Source organism: Devosia elaeis, assembly GCF_001650025.1.
In the GTDB taxonomy this organism is placed as follows: Bacteria; Pseudomonadota; Alphaproteobacteria; order Rhizobiales; family Devosiaceae; genus Devosia; species Devosia elaeis.
In genome coordinates, this window is sequence record NZ_LVVY01000119.1 from 25,266 (window position 1) to 44,965 (window position 19,700).

The following is a 19,700-nucleotide window of genomic DNA, read 5'->3' on the forward strand; positions in this document are numbered from 1 at the left end:
TCAGGCGTCAGAGAATGTCGTCGCGAATGCAGGCGCGCAGATGCCCCGGCGCCACCTCGCGCAAAGCCGGAACGTCGCCGGCACAGGCCTCGATGGCAAACGGGCAACGCGTGCGGAACACGCAACCCGACGGCGGATTAGCCGGGCTCGGAATATCGCCGGTCAGGATCTGCCGCTGCGGGCGCGTCGCCGAATCGGGCGAGGGAATGGCCGAGAGCAGCGCCCGTGTATAGGGGTGGCTGGGCCTGGCATAGAGATCGGCGGCGGGCGCCATTTCCATGATGCGGCCGAGATAGAGCACGATCACCGTGTCGCAGATATATTCCACCACCGCCAGGTCATGGGAAATGAACAGCATGGTCAGGCCCAGGCGGGTCTGCAGGTCGCGCAGCAGGTTGATGACCTGCGCCTGGATCGACACGTCGAGCGCCGAGACCGGCTCGTCGGCCACGATGAAATCCGGCTCGAGCGTCAACGCCCGGGCAATGCCGATGCGCTGGCGCTGGCCGCCGGAAAATTCATGGGCGTAGCGGTCGAAGGCGTCGACCGGCAGTTCCACCGCCATCAGCGCCTTTTCCGCGCGGGCACGCCGCTCGGCTCGCGTGCCGATGCCCTGGATGTCGAGCCCTTCGGTCAGCACCTGCCCGATGGTCATGCGGGGCGACAGGCTCGCGAAGGGGTCCTGGAAGATATACTGCATCTTGCGCCGCTGATGGCGCAATTGCGCGCCCGAGAGCGTGGTGACATCGACGCCGTCGAGCATGACCTGGCCGCTGGTCGGCTCGATCAAGCGCAGCACCGAGCGGCCGATCGTGGTCTTGCCGGAGCCGGATTCGCCGACCAGGCCGACCACCTGCCCGCGGGGAATGTCGAAGGAAATATCCTGCAGCGCCTTGACCACCGCCCCCCGGGAAAAGGCGGCCGGCTTGAAATGCTTGGAGAGGTTTCTGACCGATAGATAGGGCTGTTGCGTCATCAGAGTTCCTGCCAGCGGATGCAGCGGCTTTTCTGCGTCGGCGTCGTCTCGACCAAAGCCGGCATGGCGGCGCTGCAGGCGGCGATGGCGTAGTCGCAGCGATTGGCAAAGGCGCAGCCCTTGGGCAGGTTGCGCAGTGACGGCACATTGCCGCGAATGGTGGGCAGGGGCGTGCCGGCGCGTTTGAGCTCGACCGCCTGGCCCAGCCGGGGCACCGAGCGCAGCAGGCCCTTGGTATAGGGGTGCCGAGGATGGGCGAAGACCTCCGCCACTGGCCCCGACTCGACGATCCGGCCGGCATACATCACCACGACCCGGTCAGCGATCTCGGCCACGACACCCAGATTGTGCGTCACGAACAGGATGCCCATGCCGCGCTCGCGCTGCAGCTTCTGCAACAGATCGAGGATCTGGGCCTGGATCGTCACGTCGAGCGCCGTGGTCGGCTCGTCGGCAATCAGCATGCGCGGATCGCAAGCCAGCGCCATGGCGATGGTCACCCGCTGCCGCATGCCGCCAGAAAGCTCGTGCGGATATTGCTGCGCCCGGCGGGCGGGGTCGGGAATGCCGACATCGGCCAGGAGGCGCACGGCATCGGCCGCCGCCTCGCGATGCGGCTTGCCCAGATGGATGCGGATCGGCTCGGCGATCTGCTCGCCCACGGTATAGACGGGGTTGAGGCTGGTCATGGGTTCCTGGAACACCATGCCGATGTCATTGCCCCGAATCTGGCGCAGGGTTTCGTCGGACATGGCGGCAAGGTCGATGACCTCGCCGCTCTTGCGCGACAGCATGACCTTGCCGGCGGCGATGCGGCCCACGCGCCTGGGCAGCAGGCCCATCACCGACAGGCTCGTCACTGACTTCCCCGACCCGGATTCGCCGACCAACGCCACGGTTTCACCAGCGGCGATGGTCAGTTCCATGTCTTCGACGGCGGCAATGTCGGCGCCGCCGATCCGGAACACGGTCCGCAGTCCAGCAATGTCGAGGATCGGGGCGCCCATGGTCAGCCGAGTAGTCCGACGGCTTTGAGCACGGCGTCGACCTTGGCCGTTTCTTCGTCATTGAGGTGGCGCTGCGGTCGCGCCATGGTGTTGTTGGCAATGATGCCGAGTTGGCGCATCGCGGTCTTGAAGGCACCGACACCGGCCGAACCGGCGCTGGTGCGGGCCGTCGAAATCCAGACAATCTCGAACAGCTTGCAGAGTCGCTCCTGCTCAGCACGCGCGCCGGCGAGATCGCCTGCCTGCACCAGGTTCCACAATTTGACATAGCCATGCGGGTCGACATTGGCGAGGCCAGGCACGACTCCGTGGGCGCCCATGGCCAGCACACTATCAACCACGATTTCCGAGCCGGTCATGCCGAAGAAATCGGCATCGTCCTGCATGTCGGCGAGCACATAGCGCAGGTTGCCGTCGTCGCCGCTCGAATCCTTGAGACCAACGATGGCGCCTTCCTTGGCCAGCGTCACCGTGGTCTTGCGGTCGAGCTTCAGCCCCACGCAGACCGGAATGTCATAGGCGATGACGGGCAGGTCCACCGCATCCTTGATGTAGCGGAAGTGGTCCACGGTCTCGGCCTGGTTGGTCCGCGTGTAAAAGGGCGCGGTCACGACCACGGCAGCGGCGCCGGCCGCCTTGGCGATGCGCGAATGCTTGATGACGCGGTCGGTGGTGGGGTCGATCGTGCCGACCAGCACCGGAACGCGGCCATCGGTGACCTTGATGGCATGTTCGACAATGGCCTGGCGGGTTTCTGAATCGTGGAACACCACTTCGCTGGTCGAACCGAGCACGAACAGGCCGTGGACACCGGCATCGATCAGGTTTTCGAGCACCCGGGTAAAGGACGCATAGTCCACGGTGAAATCGGTGTTGAGTGGCGTTACGACGGGAGGGACGACGCCGGTAAACAAGGGCATTTCAGAAACCTTCAGGGTCAGTTGAGAGCGGAGCGAGGGTCGAACGCGTCGCGCAGGCCGTCGCCAATGAAATTGATGGCCAACACGGTCAGCACCAGGGCCGCGCCGGGGAACATCCATTGCCAGGGATATTGTTCGAGCACGACGGTGGAGCGCGCCAGGTTGAGCATATTGCCCCAACTGGCCTCGGGCGGCGCGATGCCCAGTCCGAGGAAGGACAGGCCCGCTTCGAGCAGGATGGCATTGGCGACCTGCAGAGTGGCGTAGACCACCAGGATGTCGATGCAATTGGGCAGACCGTGCTTGAACAGCAGATGGGGCACGCCGGCGCCCATGCCGCGCGCCGCCACGACGAAATCGCGCTCGCGCAGTTCGAGGAGACGCGCGCGCACCATGCGCGACAAAGTGGGCCAGGACAGTAGTGAGATCACCAGAATCGTCGGCGTGATGCCGGTGCCGGCAATCGAGGCGAGGACCAGCAAGAAAATCACCGGCGGCAGGGTCATGGCGAGATCGACCAGCCGCATGAGCGAGGCATCGACGACCCGACCACCGAAGCTGGCAAAGGAGCCGACGAGGAAACCGATGACGGTGGAAATCGCCACCGAGACGACGGCCACGATCAGCGAGACCCGGCCGCCCTGCAACAACCGCGCCATAACATCGCGGCCCACGCCGTCGCTGCCCAACCAATGTTCAGGCGACGGCCCCTTGTTGAGCGCGCGCAGGTCGATCTCATTTGGCCCCGAGCCCCACCACCAGTCATAGGTGATGATGGCCACAAGGATGGGCAGGAAGATCGCCAGCCCGACCATGGCCGCGCGATTGCCGAAGAAGCGCTCGATGGAGCGGCGGGTCGGACCCTTGGTCCGTTCGATGGGGGCGGTCGCTGCATCGGTCATGTCAGGCCACCTGGATGCGCGGATCGACCGCGGCGTAAGTGATATCGGTCAGCAGGTTCACCGCGATCACGCAAGCGCCAACGATCAAGGTGGCGCACATGATGACGGGGTAGTCGCGCGTGTTGACCGCATTGACCAAGAGCAGGCCCATGCCCGGCCAGTTGAAGACGCTTTCGAGGAAGATAGCGCCACCGACTGCAATGCCGATGGTCGAGCCGATCAGGGTGACCACGGGCAGCAGCGCATTGCGCGTGGCATGCTTGATGATGACCCAGAATTCTCGGACGCCCTTGGCGCGGGCGGTGCGCACATAGTCCTGGTTCAGCACTTCGAGCAGCGATGAGCGCATATAGCGCATGATCAGCGCGGCATGGCCGATGGAGAGCAGGAAGGCCGGCAGGATGAGATGCGACAGCAGGTCGGACACGGAAAATGGGGCGCCCGGCGTCAACATGCCGCCCGAAGGCGCCCAGCGCAATTGTACCGAGAAGAAATAGAGGCCGAGCAAAGCGGTGAGGAAGGCCGGGCTCGATATGCCAATGGAGGAGGCGACCGAGAGGGCGACATCGGTCGCCGAATTGCGACGTACGGCGCTGACAATGCCGGCGGCGATGCCCAGCACGATGGCGAGCAGCATGCCCGTCCCCATCAGCAACACCGTCGGCCCGATGCGCTCGAGCACCAGCGGCAGCACGGGCACGCCGGCGCGCTGGATGGAAAAGCCGAAATCGCCTGATATGGCGGCCCGCAGCCAACCGAAATATTGCACCGGCAGCGGCTGGTCGAGCCCCAGCCTTGTTCGCAAGGCAGCGAGTTCATCCATCGAGAGCGGCGCGGCAGGATTGATATAGGCGTCGATGGCATCACCCGGTGCCAGGCGTAGCAGCACGAAGACGAGGACGCTGAGAGCGACCAGCATCAACAGTCCGATGCCGATACGGCGTGCGATGTAGTTCAACATGACCAGGTCCGGTGTGGATGGAAGGCGGCGCGGATCGTCCGCGCCGCCATGTGCAGAGGAGAACCGCGCTTACTTGATATCCCAGAGTTCAGGATGGGCGGCGAAGGGGCCACCAGCCGGCGCCGGCGTCCAGACGAAGTCGACCAGGTCGGCAGATGCCACGCCATAGCGATTGGCGACCCACATGGTGGCCCAGGGCAATTGCTCGTTCATCACCTTGCAGACGTCCTGCCAACGGGCATCGACCTGGCTGGCATCGGTCTCGCCGATGGCGGCGTCGAAAGCGGCGCTCAGATCGTCGAACTCGATGCGCATGATGTTGGCGCCGGCCGGCGGCAATTGCGACTTGTTGAGGCCGACATTGATCCCCGCCGGGTTGGGCCCGTTCTGCAGGCCCGCATAGATCAGCGGGAATTCGTTCCAGTCAGGGTTGTTCTCCTGATAGACGGTGCCGTTATAGGTCGGCACGTCGACCACGCGCGGTACGACATTGACGCCGACCTGGGCCAGCATGGCCTGCACTGCAGCCATCACATTGGCGGCCTGGGGCGAGCCGTAATAAGTCAGCCAGGTGATCGGCTTGTCGCCGTTGATCTCGGCCCAGCCGGCTTCGTCGAGCAGCGCCCTGGCCTTTTCCGGATCATAGGCGTAGTCGTTGAGACCATCAGGCACCAGATGGGGCGCGACATAGCCGCAATTGGCGAGCTTGGCGGCACCACCATAGAGGCTTTCCACGATCGCGGCGCGGTCGATGGCATACATGAAGGCCTGGCGGACACGAACGTCCTTCCACAGATCAACCTTCTGGTTGAAGCCGATATAGTTGACCACATAAGAGTCGCCTTCGATGACCCTGAAGGCCTCGTTGCCGGCAAAGGTCGCAGCATCTTCCGGTTCGACATAGGTGAACTGGATTTCACCGGCGCGCAGCGCGGCCACCGCGGCAGCCGGGTTCTCGAAATAGCGGTTGATCAGCCGGTCAACCTTGGGTGCGCCGCCACGATAGTCCTCGTCAGCCGCCAGTTCGACATACTGGTCGGTGACATATTTGGTGAACTTGAAGGGGCCGGTGCCGATCGGGGTGGTCGACCACCAGGTGCTGGTGGCGATGCTCTCGGGCGCGACCGAAGCCAGGGCATGCTCGGGCAGGATCATGACCTGGGCCAGCACCGACAGCAGGCCACCATCAGCCTCCGACAGTGTCACGACGACAGTACGATCATCGGGCGCCTCTACATTGGCGACCTTGCCCAGGCGACCGGTAAAGACGCTGCCCGAGGCGGCGTCGCGGATCAGGTCGAGGGTGAACTTGACGTCGGCAGCGGTGAAGGCCTCGCCATCGTGCCAGGTCTCTTCGGCCAGGTTGAAGGTATAGGTCAGCATGTCTTCGCTGACAGTGTAATCGGTGGCCAGAGCGCCCTCGATGGCGTTCAGTTCCGCATTATAGATTACCAGCGGCTCGAAATAGGTGTTGAGCCAGGTAAAGCCACCGGTGGCGGCGAGCGGATTGAAGTTCTTGGGGAACCCGCCAGGACCGACATCGAAACCGCCGGTAATGGTCTTCGCATCCTGCGCGAAGGCCGGCGTGGTGAGTGCAGTGGCACCAAGCAGCAGGCCACCAATGGCCAGGGCTTGCGTGATCGTCCTGATATGCATGGTTTTTCCTCCCCGGAAAGATCAGGCTTTGGATGGTTCTGTGCGGTTCCTGGCAATGACCTGCTGGATGCCGCGGTAGTGATCGTCCAGGCGCTTGCGCGCCTGCTCCACGTCCTTGCGAGCGACCGCTTCGACGATTTCGTGATGGTCCCGCCACGTATCGAGCGGTTCAGGGTTGTCGAGATCGTTGAAGTTGGAGGCCTTGTTGAAGGCCGTCCAGAAGATATCGATCAACGCGCTCAACATGTGATTGTTCTGGCAGCGGAACAGCAATTGGTGGAAGCGCTGGTCCTCCTCGGCGAAGCTCTCCTGCCGCTCCGCCCGCACCTTCATGCGCGCCGTGACATCACGCAAAGCGGCCAGATCCGCCTCGCTGATCATGGCGATGGTCTTGCCGATCAGCCCGGTCTCGAGCACGCGGCGGATTTCGCGCAATTCCTCGACGTCGCGCAGCGAGTCCTGCAAGCCATAGGCCAGGTTATCGAGCAGCGGCTTGAAGGAGAATTCCTTGACGAAGACGCCGATGCCGCGCCGCGTCTCAAGGATGCCCAGCGATTCCAGCGCCTTGATCGCCTCGCGCATGGAATTGCGCCCGACGCCCAATTGCTGGGCCAGGAAAGTTTCGGGCGGCAGAGGATCGCCGGCCTTGAGCTGATTGGCCTCGATATATTCCTTGAGACTCTCCTGCACTGTGACGTGAAGGAGAGGGGCCCGGCTCAACGGCGTCATCGCTTTCAAATTCGACATCGTGGTCCTCGTTTATCTGTTCCAGCTTTCTGGGCAGCACAGATCAACACCGTCAACGCTTGTTGTATAGCGACATATGGGATATCCTGCAAGTCGATATTGGATAGGTGGCAAAAGCATGAAGATTGCGCTGTTCGGGACCAGTCATTGGCACGCGGAAATGCACCTGGACGCAGCCCGCGCGGCGGGGGCGTTGGTGGTCGGCGTGTGGGACGAAAACCCCGCCCATGCGGCTGCCTTTGGAAAGAAACATGCCCTGCCGGCGGTGGAGGATATCAGCGACGGCCTGATCCTGGCACCTGACCTGGTCGTGCTTATGGGTCATCCGACCACCCTGCCCGCCCGCGCGCAGGCACTGATCGAAGCCGGCATTCCCCTGATTCTTGAAAAGCCCGCTGCCAGCAACACAGCGGCCATCGCGGAACTGGCGCAACTGGCCGCAAAAAGAAAAGGCTTTGTCGGGGTGCCGCTGCCCAACCGCTTCGGGCCGATTTTCCATGCTCATCGTCAATTGCAGGAAGCCGGTCGCGCCGGCAGGCTTGCCCATGCCAGTTTCCGGCTGGTGAATGGCCCGCCGGAGCGCTATCGGCAGGATGCCGTGGGCTGGCTGCTCGATCCCGCCATTGGCGGCGGTGGCGCCTTGCGCAATCTGGGCATTCACGGCGTCGATGCCGTATTGAGCCTGGCGGAGGGGCCGGTGACCCTGGTCTCGGCCAGTATCGGCAATCGCATCCATGACGAGGCCGTGGACGACCATGCCCTATTGGTGTTGACCGACGCGGCCGGCGCGCTGTTCACCGTCGAGGCCGGCTATACCTATGCCTCGATGGCGCCCGGCGGCGAATTCGAATGGCGGCTGGTCACGGCGAACGCCACCCTAGTGGATCGAGGCGACAATGCCAGTAGCGTGACGCTGGATGACGCGAGCACGCGCGCGTTGCCGCCCGAACCGACAGCCACCCGCTATCGGCTGTTCATGGCCGATACACTGCAGCGCCTGCGCGACGGCCGCCCACCGGCAATCACCCTCAACGACTATCTCGCGGCGATGACCCTCATCGATGCCGCATATACAAAGGCAAGATCATGATTGGAATTGGTATCATCGGCGCCGGACATTTTGGCGCGGTGCATGCAAAGGCAATGGCCGAGGTCGACGGCGTGCAGCTCGTCGCCAGTTGCCGGGAAGACCGGGCAGCCGCCGAGCAGTTCGCGCAGGAGCATGGCGGCAGCGCCTATTCCGACTGGCGCCAGCTTCTCGCTGATCCCAAAGTCGATGCCGTCGTCATTGCCACGCCGCACCACCTGCATGAAGAGATCGCGATCGGCGCGGCCGAGGCCGGCAAGCACATCCTGCTGGAAAAGCCGATGGCGCCGACCACCCGTGCCTGCGACGCCATCAATGCGGCTGTCGCCAAAGCGGGCGTGCAGCTCATGGTCGGCCATGTGATGCATTTTGCCCTGCCCTGTCTCAAGGCGAAGGAGGTCCTCGACTCCGGCGTGATCGGCAAGCCGGTGCTGGGATCGAGCTGGATGATCAAGTTGTGGATGGAGAGCAATCGCCGCGACTGGCACAAGAATACCGCCTCGGGCGGCGGCATGCTGATGACCGCCGGCATCCATGCGCTGGACCGGCTGGTCTGGCTGATGGGGCAGGACGTGGTGGGCGTCAACGCCCTGGCCGGCACCTTCTTTCACGAGCAGCAGGCCGATGACAGCGCGCTGATCGGGCTGCGCTTCGCCAATGGCGGCATCGGCCAGGTGCAAAGCGTCGGCTACCGCAACGGCGCGGTCGGCTTTGCCATGGACCTGGTCTGCGAAAGCGGCACGCTGCGCATCGATTTCGACAAAGGCGTTTCGATCGGGCGCGACGCCGTCTGGACACCGGTGCCGGATTCGATCGAGGCCGACTGGATGCATCACGCGGTGGTGCGCGAATGGCGGGCCATGCGCGACGCCATAGCCGGCATCGCGCCCGTGCCCGTTGACGGTGCGTATGCCCGCCAGATTGTGGGAATTATCGAAGCGGCACATCAGGCCAATGACCAAAAGCGGGAAATCGAGATCGGCCATGGCTAGCCAATCGACCGGGCAGCTCGCCCGAGCCTATATCGCGGCGCATCGCGACCCGAGCAAGCCGGTGCCGGCCGCCGCCTTGCAGGCGCTGGACGCCACCGGCGCCATGGCGGTGCAGGGCGAAGTGCTGCGGCAATTGGGCGAGACCGCCTCGGTGGCGAAGGTCGCCGCGCCAGCCGGGGGCCCAGCCCTGGCCGCGCCGATCATCGATAGCTGGGTCACCAGAAGCGGCGGCACGCTGCAACTGAATGGCCGCAATATGATGGGTCTCGAAATCGAAATCGCCGCCGTCCTCAAAAGCGATATCACGCCCGATACTGCGCGCCAGGGCAAGACGGCCGTGCTGGCGGCGATCGACCATTTCATCGTGGGCATAGAGCTGATCGGCACCCGTATCGACCAATATAAGCACGCTGGCGCGTATGGCTCGCTCTCCGATTTCATGGTGACGTCGGGCTATGTGACGGGGCCACAGGTCATCCCTACCCTGCCCGAAGTCGATGGTCTGCTGATCACGCTGGAAACCACCGCCGGCACCACCCAACTTGGACCGGCCAAACACCCCTTTGGCGGTGTACTCGAGCCCATCATCGGCTATGCCAGCGCCCCCTTCGACCATTTCGGCGGACTGCGCGCCGGCATGGTTGTCACCACGGGCTCCCTATGCCCGCTCATCGAGGCGTCCCCCACCGGCAGGACGACGTTGCGACTAGGTGATTTCGCCCCGGTTTCACTAACCCTGCTCGCCACCTAAGCAGGGCCCAATCCCAAAGCGAGGATATTTCAAGGAACCGGTCATCAGATCGGCGGTATATACGAGGTCTAGCGCGATAGATCGCGAACCGGGCGAACGTGATCCTCGAACCGCACGTGTCGCCGTTGAAAAGTGGCCCCCTGGTTGACCTCCGGCATGCTGATCCGGTCCATTCGAAAATGACGGAAGTCATCGCGCTCAGGGTCCCATGCCACCAGATACCAAAGCGGTGGCAGGATCAGCATGGCGTGCGGTTCAACAACACGATTGGTCAGGGCGCCCTTTGCGTCACGGTACTGGAAGCCCATGCGCTGCCGCTGGAGAAATGCGGCCTCGAACGCGGGCAGCAATGCGGGATCCATCGCCGCCATATCGGCTATGTCCACCAGCGGCGAAAGCTGCCCGACATAGAGGCAATCCAGCAACCGGCGCAGATCGCGCACCTTGTCCGGCGGCAGGGCTTTCTCGATCTTGGCAAGCCCGGCATCCGCAAGGCCCGCAAAGGGCAAATTCCCGGCGGCCCGCATTGATGCAACGCTGATGAGCAGCGCAAAGACCTCGGGGACGGAGAGCTTGGCCGTGGTCTGGAGTGATTGCGGATCAAGTTGCAGGCCGCCGCCGCGCCCAGGTTCGGAATGAATGACAAAGCCGTCGTCGCGCAGCGCGCTGATGTCACGCAGGATTGTGCGCCTCGAGGCGCCAACGTCCGCCGCCAGGTCCGCGATTGTGGACGTGCCGTTGCGGCGAAGGCTGCGCACGATGGCATCATGTCGAAGGCGAATATTCATGCCGCAAGCTAGCGCCCTTCAGTGCCAGCTTTTGGCACCATTGGTTTCTAGACGATCATTGTGCAGCGCCGCGGGCCACGCACACCTGATCGCCGAAACCATGGAAAGGATATGCCGTGTCGACCGCAACCGATTTTCCCCAGCCGACCCTTATTCCCGTCAACGGTGTTGAACTGGAAGTCTTTGAAGCGGGACGCGAAAATGCAGGAAACCCAATCGTGCTCTGTCACGGCTGGCCCGAGCATGCCTATTCCTGGCGCCATCAGATGCCCGCCCTGGTCGCTGCAGGCTATCATGTCATCGTCCCCAACCAGCGGGGCTATGGCAACTCGTCCCGTCCGGACGATGTGACGGAATATGACATTGTTCACCTCGCGGGCGATCTCGTCGCGCTTCTCGATCACTACGGATACCGGGAGGCGACCTTTGTCGGCCACGATTGGGGCGCCTCGGTCGTCTGGGGGCTCGCCCTGCTGCATCCCGGCCGGGTCGACAAGGTGATCAATGTGAGCCTGCCCTATCAGGAGCGCGGCGAATTGCCGTGGATCGAGTTCCTGGAGATGATCCTGGGGAGTGACTACTACCTGGTTCACTTCAACCGGCAACCCGGCGTGGCGGACGCCGTATTGGACGAGAACGCGTCCCGCTTTCTTCGCAATCTGTACCGGAAGAACGTGCCCCTCCAGGCGCCGGAGCCGGGCATGGCGATGATGAACCTCGCTAGAGCTGAAACGCCGCTCGGAGAGCCCGTGATGAGCGATGACGACCTGGCCGTCTACATCTCTGCCTTCGAAAAATCCGGGTTCACGGGCGGCATCAACTGGTACCGGAATCTAGACCGCAACTGGCACCAACTGAGCGAGGTGGACCCAATCATCCATCAACCCACACTCATGATCTATGGCGACCGCGACGTGATCCCGAAATCTGAAAGACTGGCAAACTTCGTGCCCAATGTGGACGTGGTCAGCCTCGATTGCGGTCACTGGATCCAGGAAGAAAAGCCGGAGGAAACCAACCGGCTGATTCTGAACTGGCTGGCACGGTGATGAACATGCGTGCTTCCCGTTTGGGTATCCGGTTCGGCGCCGCGATGATAGAATCATAACGGTAGTGCACTGGTCATATTGGGATACGCGTTGGACAGGCTGGAATCCGACAGGATGTTCGTGGCGGTCATGGAGACCGGCAGTTTCACCGCCGCCGCCGCGCGGGTTGGCACGAGCTCGGGTCAGGCGTCGAAGCTGGTTTCGCGGCTCGAAAGCGAACTGGGCGTGCGGCTTCTCAGCCGGACCACCCGCGCCGTATCGCCTACCGAGGCGGGGCAAGCCTATTTCGACCGCCTCCGCCCTCTGCTGGAAGAGTTCGATAATCTCGACGCGGCGGTTCGCGATGCATCTCGCGCGCCGCGCGGACGGCTGCGCCTGACGGCGCCGCTGACCTTCGGGACGATCGAGATCGCCCCGGCATTGAACGAGTTCGTCGCGGCGTTTCCCGAGATCGAACTGGATGTCAGCTTCTCAGACCGCGTGGTGAACCTGGTCGACGAGGGTTTCGACATGGCAATCAGGGTCGGTCGACCGGGCGATTCCAGCATGATCGCGCGCAAGCTCTGCGATGTCCGCATCGTGGTAATCGGCTCGCCGGCCTATCTCGAGCAGCGAGGCGAACCGGAGACGCCGGCCGACCTGTCGCGATTTGACTGCATCCTTGATACCAATTTCAGGGATCCGGAGCGCTGGCCATTCCGAGACGAATCTGGCGAGCCGTTCGGTGTTCATGTCGATGGCCGCATTCGCTATTCCAACGCCGAAGCCTGCCTCAATGCCGCCGAGGCGGGCCTAGGGCTCGCCTGCGTCCCGAGTTTCATCGCCGGCGAGGCTGTGCGGACGCGCCGGATGCTGCGTGTGCTGCGCCGCTTCGAGACTGCGCCCTATGCCGTGCACGCCCTTTATCCGCACAGCCGCCATCTCGCCGCGAAGGTCCGCGTTCTGGTCAATTTTCTTGTCGAGCGATATCGCGGCACGCCAGCTTGGGAGGAAGGCTGGTAGATTTCTTCCTAATTGGAAGCAATTATCTTCCCCATAGCTGGATTATCATCTGGGATCGAAAAGATCATGTTCTCCTCGGAACGCGACGCGATGCGTCACCAACGCAGGAGAACCGACATGAACATTTCCATTTTCGGGACGGGTAACATGGCCAGTGGGCTTGCCGTCCTCTTCGCCAAGTCTGGACACACCGTCACCATAGCTTCGCGCGACGTTGCAAAGGCGCGCTCCGTTGCAGCCGAACTGGGCGCCGGCATCACTGCCAGCTCTTTCGCCGAAGCCGCGGCTGGCGCAGAAGCCGTCGTTCTGGCCGTGCCCTACGAGGCGGCTTTCGATGTCATCGCCGCCGCTGGCGGTCTGGCTGGCAAGATCGTCGTCGATATCACCAACCCGCTGACCGCCGACTATTCCGGCCTCACCGTCGGCCACACCAGCAGTGCGGCCGAGGAGATCCAGAAGCGCGCGCCGTCGGCAAAGGTGGTGAAGGCGTTCAACACCGTCTTCGCCTCGGTGCTCCAGAACGGCGGCAAGGCTGGCGGCAAACCGGCGACGGTCTTCGTCGCGGGCGACGATGCCGAAGCCCGCAAGAGCGTCGCCGCCTTGGCGACGGGCGCCGGCTTTACCGCTGTGGAGACGGGTGGCCTGGCCTCCGCCCGCTATCTGGAACCGGTTGCGGGCCTCAACATCGCGCTGGGCTATGGCCTCGGCCATGGCACCGACATCGCGCCCACCTGGCAGGGCATCGCCTGACCCCCCATTCGAAGGACAAGACCATGACCAATGCAACTTCAGTAGGCACAAGCCGCCCGACGCTCGTTGCCGGCGTCTCGAACGCCGATCTCGCCGCGACGATCCTGCGTGTTTCGATGGGCGTTCTCTTCCTCGCCCATGCCTGGCTCAAGCTCGTCATCTTTACGCCGGCCGGCACGGTCGGCTACTTTGAAAGCCTCGGCTTTCCGGGCTTCCTGGCCTATCTCGTCATCGCGGCCGAGCTGGCAGGCGGCATTGCGCTGATAGCCGGTGCCTGGACGCGCTGGGTCTCGCTGGCGCTGGTGCCGATCCTGCTCGGCTCGATCTATGCGCCGCACGGTGCGGCCGGCTTCTTCTTCTCGAACGAAGGCGGCGGCTGGGAGTTTCCCCTCTTCTGGGCGATCGTCCTCGTCGTGCAGGCACTGCTCGGTGACGGAGCCTATGCCGTCAAGCGCACCCGCGCCTGACCCTCTCATGCGGCCGTGGATTAAACCGCGGCCGCCCTTTCCCCCGGAGCAACCGCCATGACCAACGCGAATGATTTCTTCGACATGAGTTCCGCCCCGATGCATATCGGCAAGGTCAAGCTGAAGGTGCGCGACCTCGATGCCGTCTCGGCGTTCTACCAGAGCGTGCTCGGTCTGGCCGAAATCGCCCGGAACGATCGCGAGGCAACACTGGGCGCGGCGCGCACGCCCCTGCTCGTTCTCGAGGCCGATCCGACGCTGGCCCCAAATGACCACCGGCAGGCAGGGCTGTTCCATACGGCCTTCCTGATGCCCACCCGCGCCGATCTGGCGAACTGGGTCGGCCATGTCGCCGATGCACGGGTCCGGCTTCAGGGCGCGTCCGACCACATCGTCAGCGAGGCGCTCTACCTCGCCGATCCGGAAGGCAACGGCATCGAAGTCTACTGGGACCGGCCCGTCGCGCAGTGGCTGGACGCCAATGGCAATATCCAGATGGCCACCGAGCCGCTCGACGTGCAGGACCTGCTCGCGGCCGGCAACAGCTTCGGCTGGACCGGCTTTCCCGAACAGGGCAGCATCGGCCACGTTCACCTGCAGGTCGGTGAGACGGCAGCGGCCGACCGCTTCTATCGCGATGTACTGGGCTTTGATGTCACCGTCGACTATCCCGGCGCCAGCTTCTACGGCAGCGGCGGCTATCACCATCAGCTTGCCGGCAACGTCTGGAACAGCCGCGGCGCCGCGCGCCGGCCGGAAGGCATGGCGGGGCTCGACACGGTCGAGATCGTCCTGCGCGACGCCGCTGACATCGCGAACATCGTCGCACGCGCCGAAAAGGCTGGCATCGAGCCGACGAACGATGGTGAAGGTACGACGCTGCGCGACCCCTGGGGCGTCGCCATCATGCTGAAGAACTGAGGAACCGAACCATGCTCGTGGACGGAAAGTGGATGGCCGACTGGCAGCCGGTGCAGGCCAAGGACGAGAAGGGCGGCTTCGTGCGCCAGACCTCGACCTTTCGCAATTGGGTCACGCCGGACGGCAGCGCCGGCCCGACCGGCGAAAGCGGTTTTACGGCCGAGGCGGGCCGCTATCATCTCTATGTCGCCTATATCTGCCCGTGGGCTTCGCGCACGCTGATGGCCCGCAAGCTCAAGAAGCTCGACGACGTGGTCTCGGTGTCGGTGGTCGAGCCGGCGCTCAGCGACCAAGGCTGGCGCTTCGGCGACTATCCGGGTTCGACCCGCGACGAGGTCAACGGCGTGACCTATCTGCACGAACTCTACACCCGCGCCGATCCGGCGGTCAGCGGCCGCGCCACGGTGCCAGTGCTATGGGACAAAAAGCGCGGAACCATCGTCAACAACGAGTCGGCCGAAATCCTTCGCATGTTCAATACCGGCTTCGGCGATCTTGGTGACACGACAGTCAACCTCTATCCCGAGGATTTGCGCGCCGAAATCGATGCGCTGAACGAGCGTATCTATCCCCGGCTCAACAACGGCGTCTACCGCGCCGGCTTCGCGACCACGCAGGAAGCCTACGAGGAGGCTTTCGTCGAGGTCTTCGCCATGCTCGACGAACTCGATGAGCGGTTCGGCGACGGCCGGAAATTCCTCAGCGGCGACCGCTTCACCGAAGCGGACATTCGCCTGTTTGTGACGCTGATCCGGTTCGATCCCGCCTATTACGGGCTGTTCAAGTGCAATCTAAGGCGCCTGGCGGACTATTCCAACCTGAGCGCCTATGTCGGCCGGGTTCTCGCCCTGCCGGGCATTCGCGAGACGGTCAATATCGACCACATCAAGCGTGGCTATTATTCGATCAAGGCGCTCAACCCGACAGGCATCGTACCCGTAGGGCCGGAGATGCCGGACCTGTCGTCCGCCAGCAGGGCGGGCCATTTGTAGTCGGGGCTCGGACATCGCGCCACCGGCTCATGACGGTGTGCCGATCCGGTCAAAAGTGGCCCAGACGGAAACCACTCGAGGTCGTAGGCAACACGCAATGCTCGGTGGCCCAAATCTTGATGGCTTCTCCACGGACCTCGCCCAATTGAAGGCATGTCTGTTCGGTGCAGAGCCTCCAGGGCGATGGGGTCGTGCCTGAGGCCGCCAGGATTAACTGGTTCAGGGGGGCGAGGTTGGGCCGATAGGTCCAAAGCCCGTCGCGCAAAATCGCGTCATCCGGCAGATCAATGCCCGCGCCTGAACCTTGCACGCTCGCTTCATCAAGCCGCAGTCCGTGTTCAACCACAGTCCACCTTTCCACCCACGCGGTTTTCTCGACCGAATGGGTCCAGCTCAGCGAGAAACTGGTCGCCGCAAGCGCAATGAGCGTCCCGCTTGCGGCGATGCAAAGGCTCATGCGGGCAGGCCCTGTTCTTTTCGCGCCTCCATCCGTCCACGCCGAAACTGCAGACCCACCAGGACCAGACCTGCGACCAGCCCGATCTCGTCGGTCAGTGGCAAGGTCAGGATCAGCGAGATGCCGGCAGCGAGGAAAAGCAGGCGCTCCAGCCATCCGGCCCGGACGAACAGGAACCCGACAAGGCCTACACCGGTAAGCCCGATCCCGGCACAGGCCTTGAAGATCACGTAGGCGACTTCCACCGGATAGCCGAAGGCTTCCGCCATCCAGCCGCCGTCCTGCAGCATCAGGGATGGGGTATAGACTGCCATGAACGGGATCACGAAGCCCGCCGCCGCCAGCTTGACGGCGTTGAGCGAAATCTTGAGCCCACTCGACTTGGCAATCGGCGCCGCCGCGAAACAGGCCAACGCAACTGGCGGCGTGAGGTCCGCCATGATGCCGAAATAGAAGACGAACATGTGGCTGACCAGCAGCGGCACGCCCAGTTCCAACAGCGCCGGTCCGGCCAGCGAGGAGGTGATGATGTAGTTGGGAATGGTCGGAATCCCCATGCCCAGAACCAGGCAGGTGAGCATGGTCAGGACCAGCGACAGGAAGAGATTGTTTTCCCCGATGCTGATGATGGCGCTGATGAAGGTGGAGGCAATGCCGGTCAGTGTCAGCGTGCCGATCACGATGCCGACCACCGCGCAGGCCACGCCCACGGGCAGGGCATTCCGTGCCCCCTGCGCGAGAGCATCGCGGCAAATGGCCAGCGTTTCCCGGCCGCCTTTGAAAAATGCGCAGGCGGCAATCAGGCCCACGATCACCGCGACGAGCAGATTGACGCCGACCCAGGCGAAAGAGGCCGCGGCCAAGCCGAGCGCTACCCAGAATACGACGCGGAATACGAATGGTCCGATGCGCGCGGCCAGCGGCGTGCCCAGGATCAGCACGACGACAAGCGAGAGGCCCATCGTGCCGGCAAAGACCGGCGTGTAGCCCGCGAAGAGCAGATAGACCAGTGCCGCCAGCGGCAGAATGAGGGGCCATTGCTCCCTGGCAGCCTGCCACGGATTGGGAAGCTGGTCTTTGGGCAGGCCCTTAAGACCAAGCTTGGAGGCTTCAAGGTGAACCATCCAGAAGCAGACGGCGAAATAGAGGATGGCCGGGACAATGGCCGCCTGCACGATCGCCGCATAGGGCACATTGAGCGTTTCGGCCATGATGAAGGCCACTGCGCCCATGACCGGCGGCATGATCTGTCCACCCATGGATGACGTTGCCTCGACGCCACCGGCAAAGGCGGAGCGATAGCCAAAACGTTTCATCAGCGGGATGGTGAATTGCCCGGAGGCCACGACGTTAGCGACGCCGGACCCCGAAATCGTGCCCATCAGGGCCGAGGACAGGACCGCTACCTGGGCCGGGCCGCCCCGTGTGCCACCGACCAGGCCCAAGGCGAAATCGTTGAACAATTTGAGCATGCCCGCCCTCTCGAGAAAGGCGGCAAAGACCACGAAGATAAAGATGTAGGCGGCCGAGACATAGATCGGGGTTCCGTAAATGCCTTCGGTGCCGAAGCCGAAATGCTCCACGATCAATTCAAAATTATAGCCGCGATGGATCAGCGGCGAAGGGAGATATTGGCCAAAGAAGCAATAGGCTAGGAAAATGCCCGCAATCAGCGCGAGCGGCCAGCCCAGGATGCGGCGCGCCGCTTCGAAGACGAGTAGAACAACGCCGGCGCCCACAACCAAATCCATGGTGGTGAGAAAGCCGGTGCGGCGGATGAGGTCGACATAGAAGACCCAGTTGTAGATGCCGGTGAGGAAGCCCGCTATGCCCAGGCTCCAGAAGAAAATCTTGCCCGGCAGCGTCTTCGCCACGAGATTGGCCACAAGCCCGAAGGTCAAAAGCAGCAGGAAGCCCACATGCATGGCGCGGACGACCTGGCTGGGCAGGCTGCCATAGGCGGCCGTCCACAACGTGAAAAGGGCGAAGGCGATGGCAATGCCGAAGGCGATCCTGCCGGTGATGCCGGGGCCAAAGCCAGGCGGCAGGCCCTCGGCCACTTCGTCCTCAAATTGATGGACCTGAGTATCGGCGCTGGCCGCAGCAGTGTTGGTCACGAGTCTTTCCTCCCCAAAAGAGCGATATGCGGGCCCGCCGACGAGATCGGCAGGCCCAAAGGGCATTATTGGATGATGCCCTGCTCCCGGTAATAGCGCTCCGCGCCCGCATGGAGCGGAATGGGAAGCCCCTTGATTGCCGCCTCGATGTCGATGCTCTCTGCAGCGCTATGCGCCGCGCGCATGAGGTCGAGATTTTCGAACATCAGCTTGGTCATCTGATAGGCGGTTTCCTCGCTGACGCCTTCATGTGACACCAGGATATTGCCGATGGCAGCGGTCGGAATATCCTCATCCTGGCCGCGATAGGTACCGGCCGGAATGACGGCCGGAACATAGGGTTCGCCGATCTGCACCACGGTTTCGGGCGGAATGGCCACGATGTTGATCGAGTGGGTGGCCGTCAGATCCTGGATGAAGGCGACGCCCAGCCCGGCGGACTGCAACGTTGAATCGAGCTGGCGGTTTTTGATCAGCTCGGCCGATTCCGCATAGGGCAGGTATTCCAGCCGCCCGAGATCCTCGTAGCTGATCCCCGCGGCTTCGAAGATGGCGCGGGCATTGAGTTCGGTACCCGATGCGGGCGCGCCCACCGACATGGATTTGCCGGGCAGGTCTTCGAGCGAGACAATACCGGATTGCGCATCGGCCACGATCTGCACGTAATTGGGATAAATTGCTGCAATGGCGCGCAGGCTTTCAAGACGCCGCGGGAAGCCGGCCTCCTCGTTGCCTTCCCAGGCCAGTGCCACAGAATCCCCCAGCGCAAAGGCGATTTCGCCGCGGCCCTGGGCCAGCAGGTTGAGATTTTCGACCGAAGCCTTGGTCGCTTGCACCTGGGTACGCGAACCCTCGATGCCATCTGCATAGATTTCGCTAAGCGCGACGCCCAACGGATAATAGACGCCGGACGTGCCGCCGGTCAGAACGTTGATGAATTCCTGGCCATGAACGGCCGGGGTGATAAACGCCGTGCACAGCAGAGCAGCCGCGCCGAGGCGCGTCATTGTTTTGGTCATCGATTTCCTCCCAAAAGGTTTGGTGGTCGCCGATCCTCGCGGCGTCCCGTGCAAGTTATCGCAAGGGCCGTGCCAATCTTTCCGCGCTGAAATTGCTAATCTTTTTAGTTTTCTCGGGCGAAAAACCGCCCGACACCGC

20 protein-coding genes are annotated in these 19,700 nt (G+C 63.2%); 9 read left to right on the top strand and 11 right to left on the bottom strand.

Features of this window, described 5'->3' with window-relative positions:
* Positions 1-7: 7 nt before the first annotated feature.
* From A3840_RS15435 to A3840_RS15465, 7 genes are all read right to left on the bottom strand, one after another.
* Positions 8-976 (bottom strand): ABC transporter ATP-binding protein, encoded by a 969-nt coding sequence (locus A3840_RS15435; RefSeq protein ID WP_067458776.1) that lies wholly within the window; start codon positions 974-976, stop codon positions 8-10.
* Positions 976-1,983 carry an ABC transporter ATP-binding protein gene (locus tag A3840_RS15440; protein ID WP_067458779.1) on the bottom strand — a complete coding sequence of 336 codons (1,008 nt, stop codon included), beginning with the start codon at positions 1,981-1,983 and terminating at the stop codon, positions 976-978. Before A3840_RS15440 ends, A3840_RS15435 begins: the two co-directional genes overlap by 1 nt.
* Before the next feature lie 2 nt (positions 1,984-1,985).
* The gene (locus A3840_RS15445) at positions 1,986-2,903 is read right to left on the bottom strand and encodes a dihydrodipicolinate synthase family protein (RefSeq protein WP_067458782.1); all 918 of its coding nucleotides are present in this window, start codon (positions 2,901-2,903) and stop codon (positions 1,986-1,988) included.
* Positions 2,904-2,920: 17 nt separating this feature from the next.
* Positions 2,921-3,805: an ABC transporter permease gene (locus tag A3840_RS15450; RefSeq protein WP_067458786.1), complete on the bottom strand. Its 885-nt coding sequence runs from the start codon at positions 3,803-3,805 to the stop codon at positions 2,921-2,923.
* Position 3,806: 1 nt separating this feature from the next.
* A complete protein-coding gene (locus tag A3840_RS15455) occupies positions 3,807-4,766 on the bottom strand; it encodes an ABC transporter permease (RefSeq protein WP_067458789.1) in 960 nt (319 codons plus the stop codon).
* A gap of 69 nt (positions 4,767-4,835) precedes the next feature.
* The gene (locus tag A3840_RS15460) at positions 4,836-6,422 is read right to left on the bottom strand and encodes an ABC transporter substrate-binding protein (RefSeq protein ID WP_067458792.1); all 1,587 of its coding nucleotides are present in this window, start codon (positions 6,420-6,422) and stop codon (positions 4,836-4,838) included.
* Positions 6,423-6,443: 21 nt separating this feature from the next.
* Entirely contained in the window at positions 6,444-7,169 is a 726-nt protein-coding gene (locus A3840_RS15465; protein ID WP_067458795.1) for a FadR/GntR family transcriptional regulator, read from the bottom strand.
* Positions 7,170-7,287: 118 nt separating this feature from the next.
* On the opposite strand from A3840_RS15465, the gene A3840_RS15470 reads away from it, so the two are divergent.
* From A3840_RS15470 to A3840_RS15480, 3 genes are read left to right on the top strand one after another with little or no spacing between them, the layout of a single operon-like run.
* Complete coding sequence (locus A3840_RS15470) at positions 7,288-8,259, top strand: Gfo/Idh/MocA family protein (protein WP_067458798.1); 972 nt, start codon at positions 7,288-7,290, stop codon at positions 8,257-8,259.
* Positions 8,256-9,248 carry a Gfo/Idh/MocA family protein gene (locus A3840_RS15475; RefSeq protein ID WP_067458801.1) on the top strand — a complete coding sequence of 331 codons (993 nt, stop codon included), beginning with the start codon at positions 8,256-8,258 and terminating at the stop codon, positions 9,246-9,248. Before A3840_RS15470 ends, A3840_RS15475 begins: the two co-directional genes overlap by 4 nt.
* Positions 9,241-9,999, top strand: a complete 759-nt coding sequence (locus A3840_RS15480; RefSeq protein WP_067458803.1) for a hypothetical protein — start codon at positions 9,241-9,243, stop codon at positions 9,997-9,999. Before A3840_RS15475 ends, A3840_RS15480 begins: the two co-directional genes overlap by 8 nt.
* 68 nt (positions 10,000-10,067) lie before the next feature.
* On the opposite strand, the gene A3840_RS15485 is transcribed toward A3840_RS15480, so the two are convergent.
* Complete coding sequence (locus tag A3840_RS15485) at positions 10,068-10,787, bottom strand: helix-turn-helix transcriptional regulator (RefSeq protein ID WP_067458806.1); 720 nt, start codon at positions 10,785-10,787, stop codon at positions 10,068-10,070.
* 116 nt (positions 10,788-10,903) lie between these two features.
* Between A3840_RS15485 and A3840_RS15490 the strand changes: the two genes are divergently transcribed.
* The 6 genes from A3840_RS15490 to A3840_RS15515 all read left to right on the top strand — a co-directional run bounded on the left by A3840_RS15490 (position 10,904) and on the right by A3840_RS15515 (position 15,968).
* Positions 10,904-11,836, top strand: coding sequence for an alpha/beta fold hydrolase (locus A3840_RS15490; RefSeq protein ID WP_067458810.1), 933 nt, complete (start codon positions 10,904-10,906; stop codon positions 11,834-11,836).
* 90 nt (positions 11,837-11,926) lie between these two features.
* Complete coding sequence (locus tag A3840_RS15495) at positions 11,927-12,838, top strand: LysR family transcriptional regulator (protein ID WP_067458813.1); 912 nt, start codon at positions 11,927-11,929, stop codon at positions 12,836-12,838.
* A 117-nt stretch (positions 12,839-12,955) separates the two neighbouring features.
* Positions 12,956-13,588 carry an NADPH-dependent F420 reductase gene (locus A3840_RS15500; RefSeq protein WP_067458817.1) on the top strand — a complete coding sequence of 211 codons (633 nt, stop codon included), beginning with the start codon at positions 12,956-12,958 and terminating at the stop codon, positions 13,586-13,588.
* A 23-nt stretch (positions 13,589-13,611) separates the two neighbouring features.
* The gene (locus tag A3840_RS15505; RefSeq protein ID WP_082903947.1) at positions 13,612-14,055 is read left to right on the top strand and encodes a DoxX family protein; all 444 of its coding nucleotides are present in this window, start codon (positions 13,612-13,614) and stop codon (positions 14,053-14,055) included.
* A gap of 57 nt (positions 14,056-14,112) precedes the next feature.
* Positions 14,113-14,976: a VOC family protein gene (locus tag A3840_RS15510; RefSeq protein ID WP_067458820.1), complete on the top strand. Its 864-nt coding sequence runs from the start codon at positions 14,113-14,115 to the stop codon at positions 14,974-14,976.
* An 11-nt stretch (positions 14,977-14,987) separates the two neighbouring features.
* Positions 14,988-15,968 (top strand): glutathione S-transferase family protein, encoded by a 981-nt coding sequence (locus A3840_RS15515; RefSeq protein WP_067458823.1) that lies wholly within the window; start codon positions 14,988-14,990, stop codon positions 15,966-15,968.
* Positions 15,969-16,017: 49 nt separating this feature from the next.
* Here the strand turns inward: A3840_RS15515 and A3840_RS15520 are convergent, their stop codons facing one another.
* The 3 genes from A3840_RS15520 to A3840_RS15530 form a co-directional block, all read right to left on the bottom strand.
* The gene (locus A3840_RS15520; RefSeq protein WP_067458826.1) at positions 16,018-16,425 is read right to left on the bottom strand and encodes a DUF1850 domain-containing protein; all 408 of its coding nucleotides are present in this window, start codon (positions 16,423-16,425) and stop codon (positions 16,018-16,020) included.
* Complete coding sequence (locus A3840_RS15525; RefSeq protein ID WP_067458979.1) at positions 16,422-18,542, bottom strand: TRAP transporter permease; 2,121 nt, start codon at positions 18,540-18,542, stop codon at positions 16,422-16,424. The genes A3840_RS15520 and A3840_RS15525 overlap by 4 nt, the downstream gene beginning before the upstream one ends.
* Before the next feature lie 65 nt (positions 18,543-18,607).
* Positions 18,608-19,549, bottom strand: a complete 942-nt coding sequence (locus A3840_RS15530; protein ID WP_205633402.1) for a TAXI family TRAP transporter solute-binding subunit — start codon at positions 19,547-19,549, stop codon at positions 18,608-18,610.
* Between the last annotated feature and the right edge of the window lie 151 nt (positions 19,550-19,700).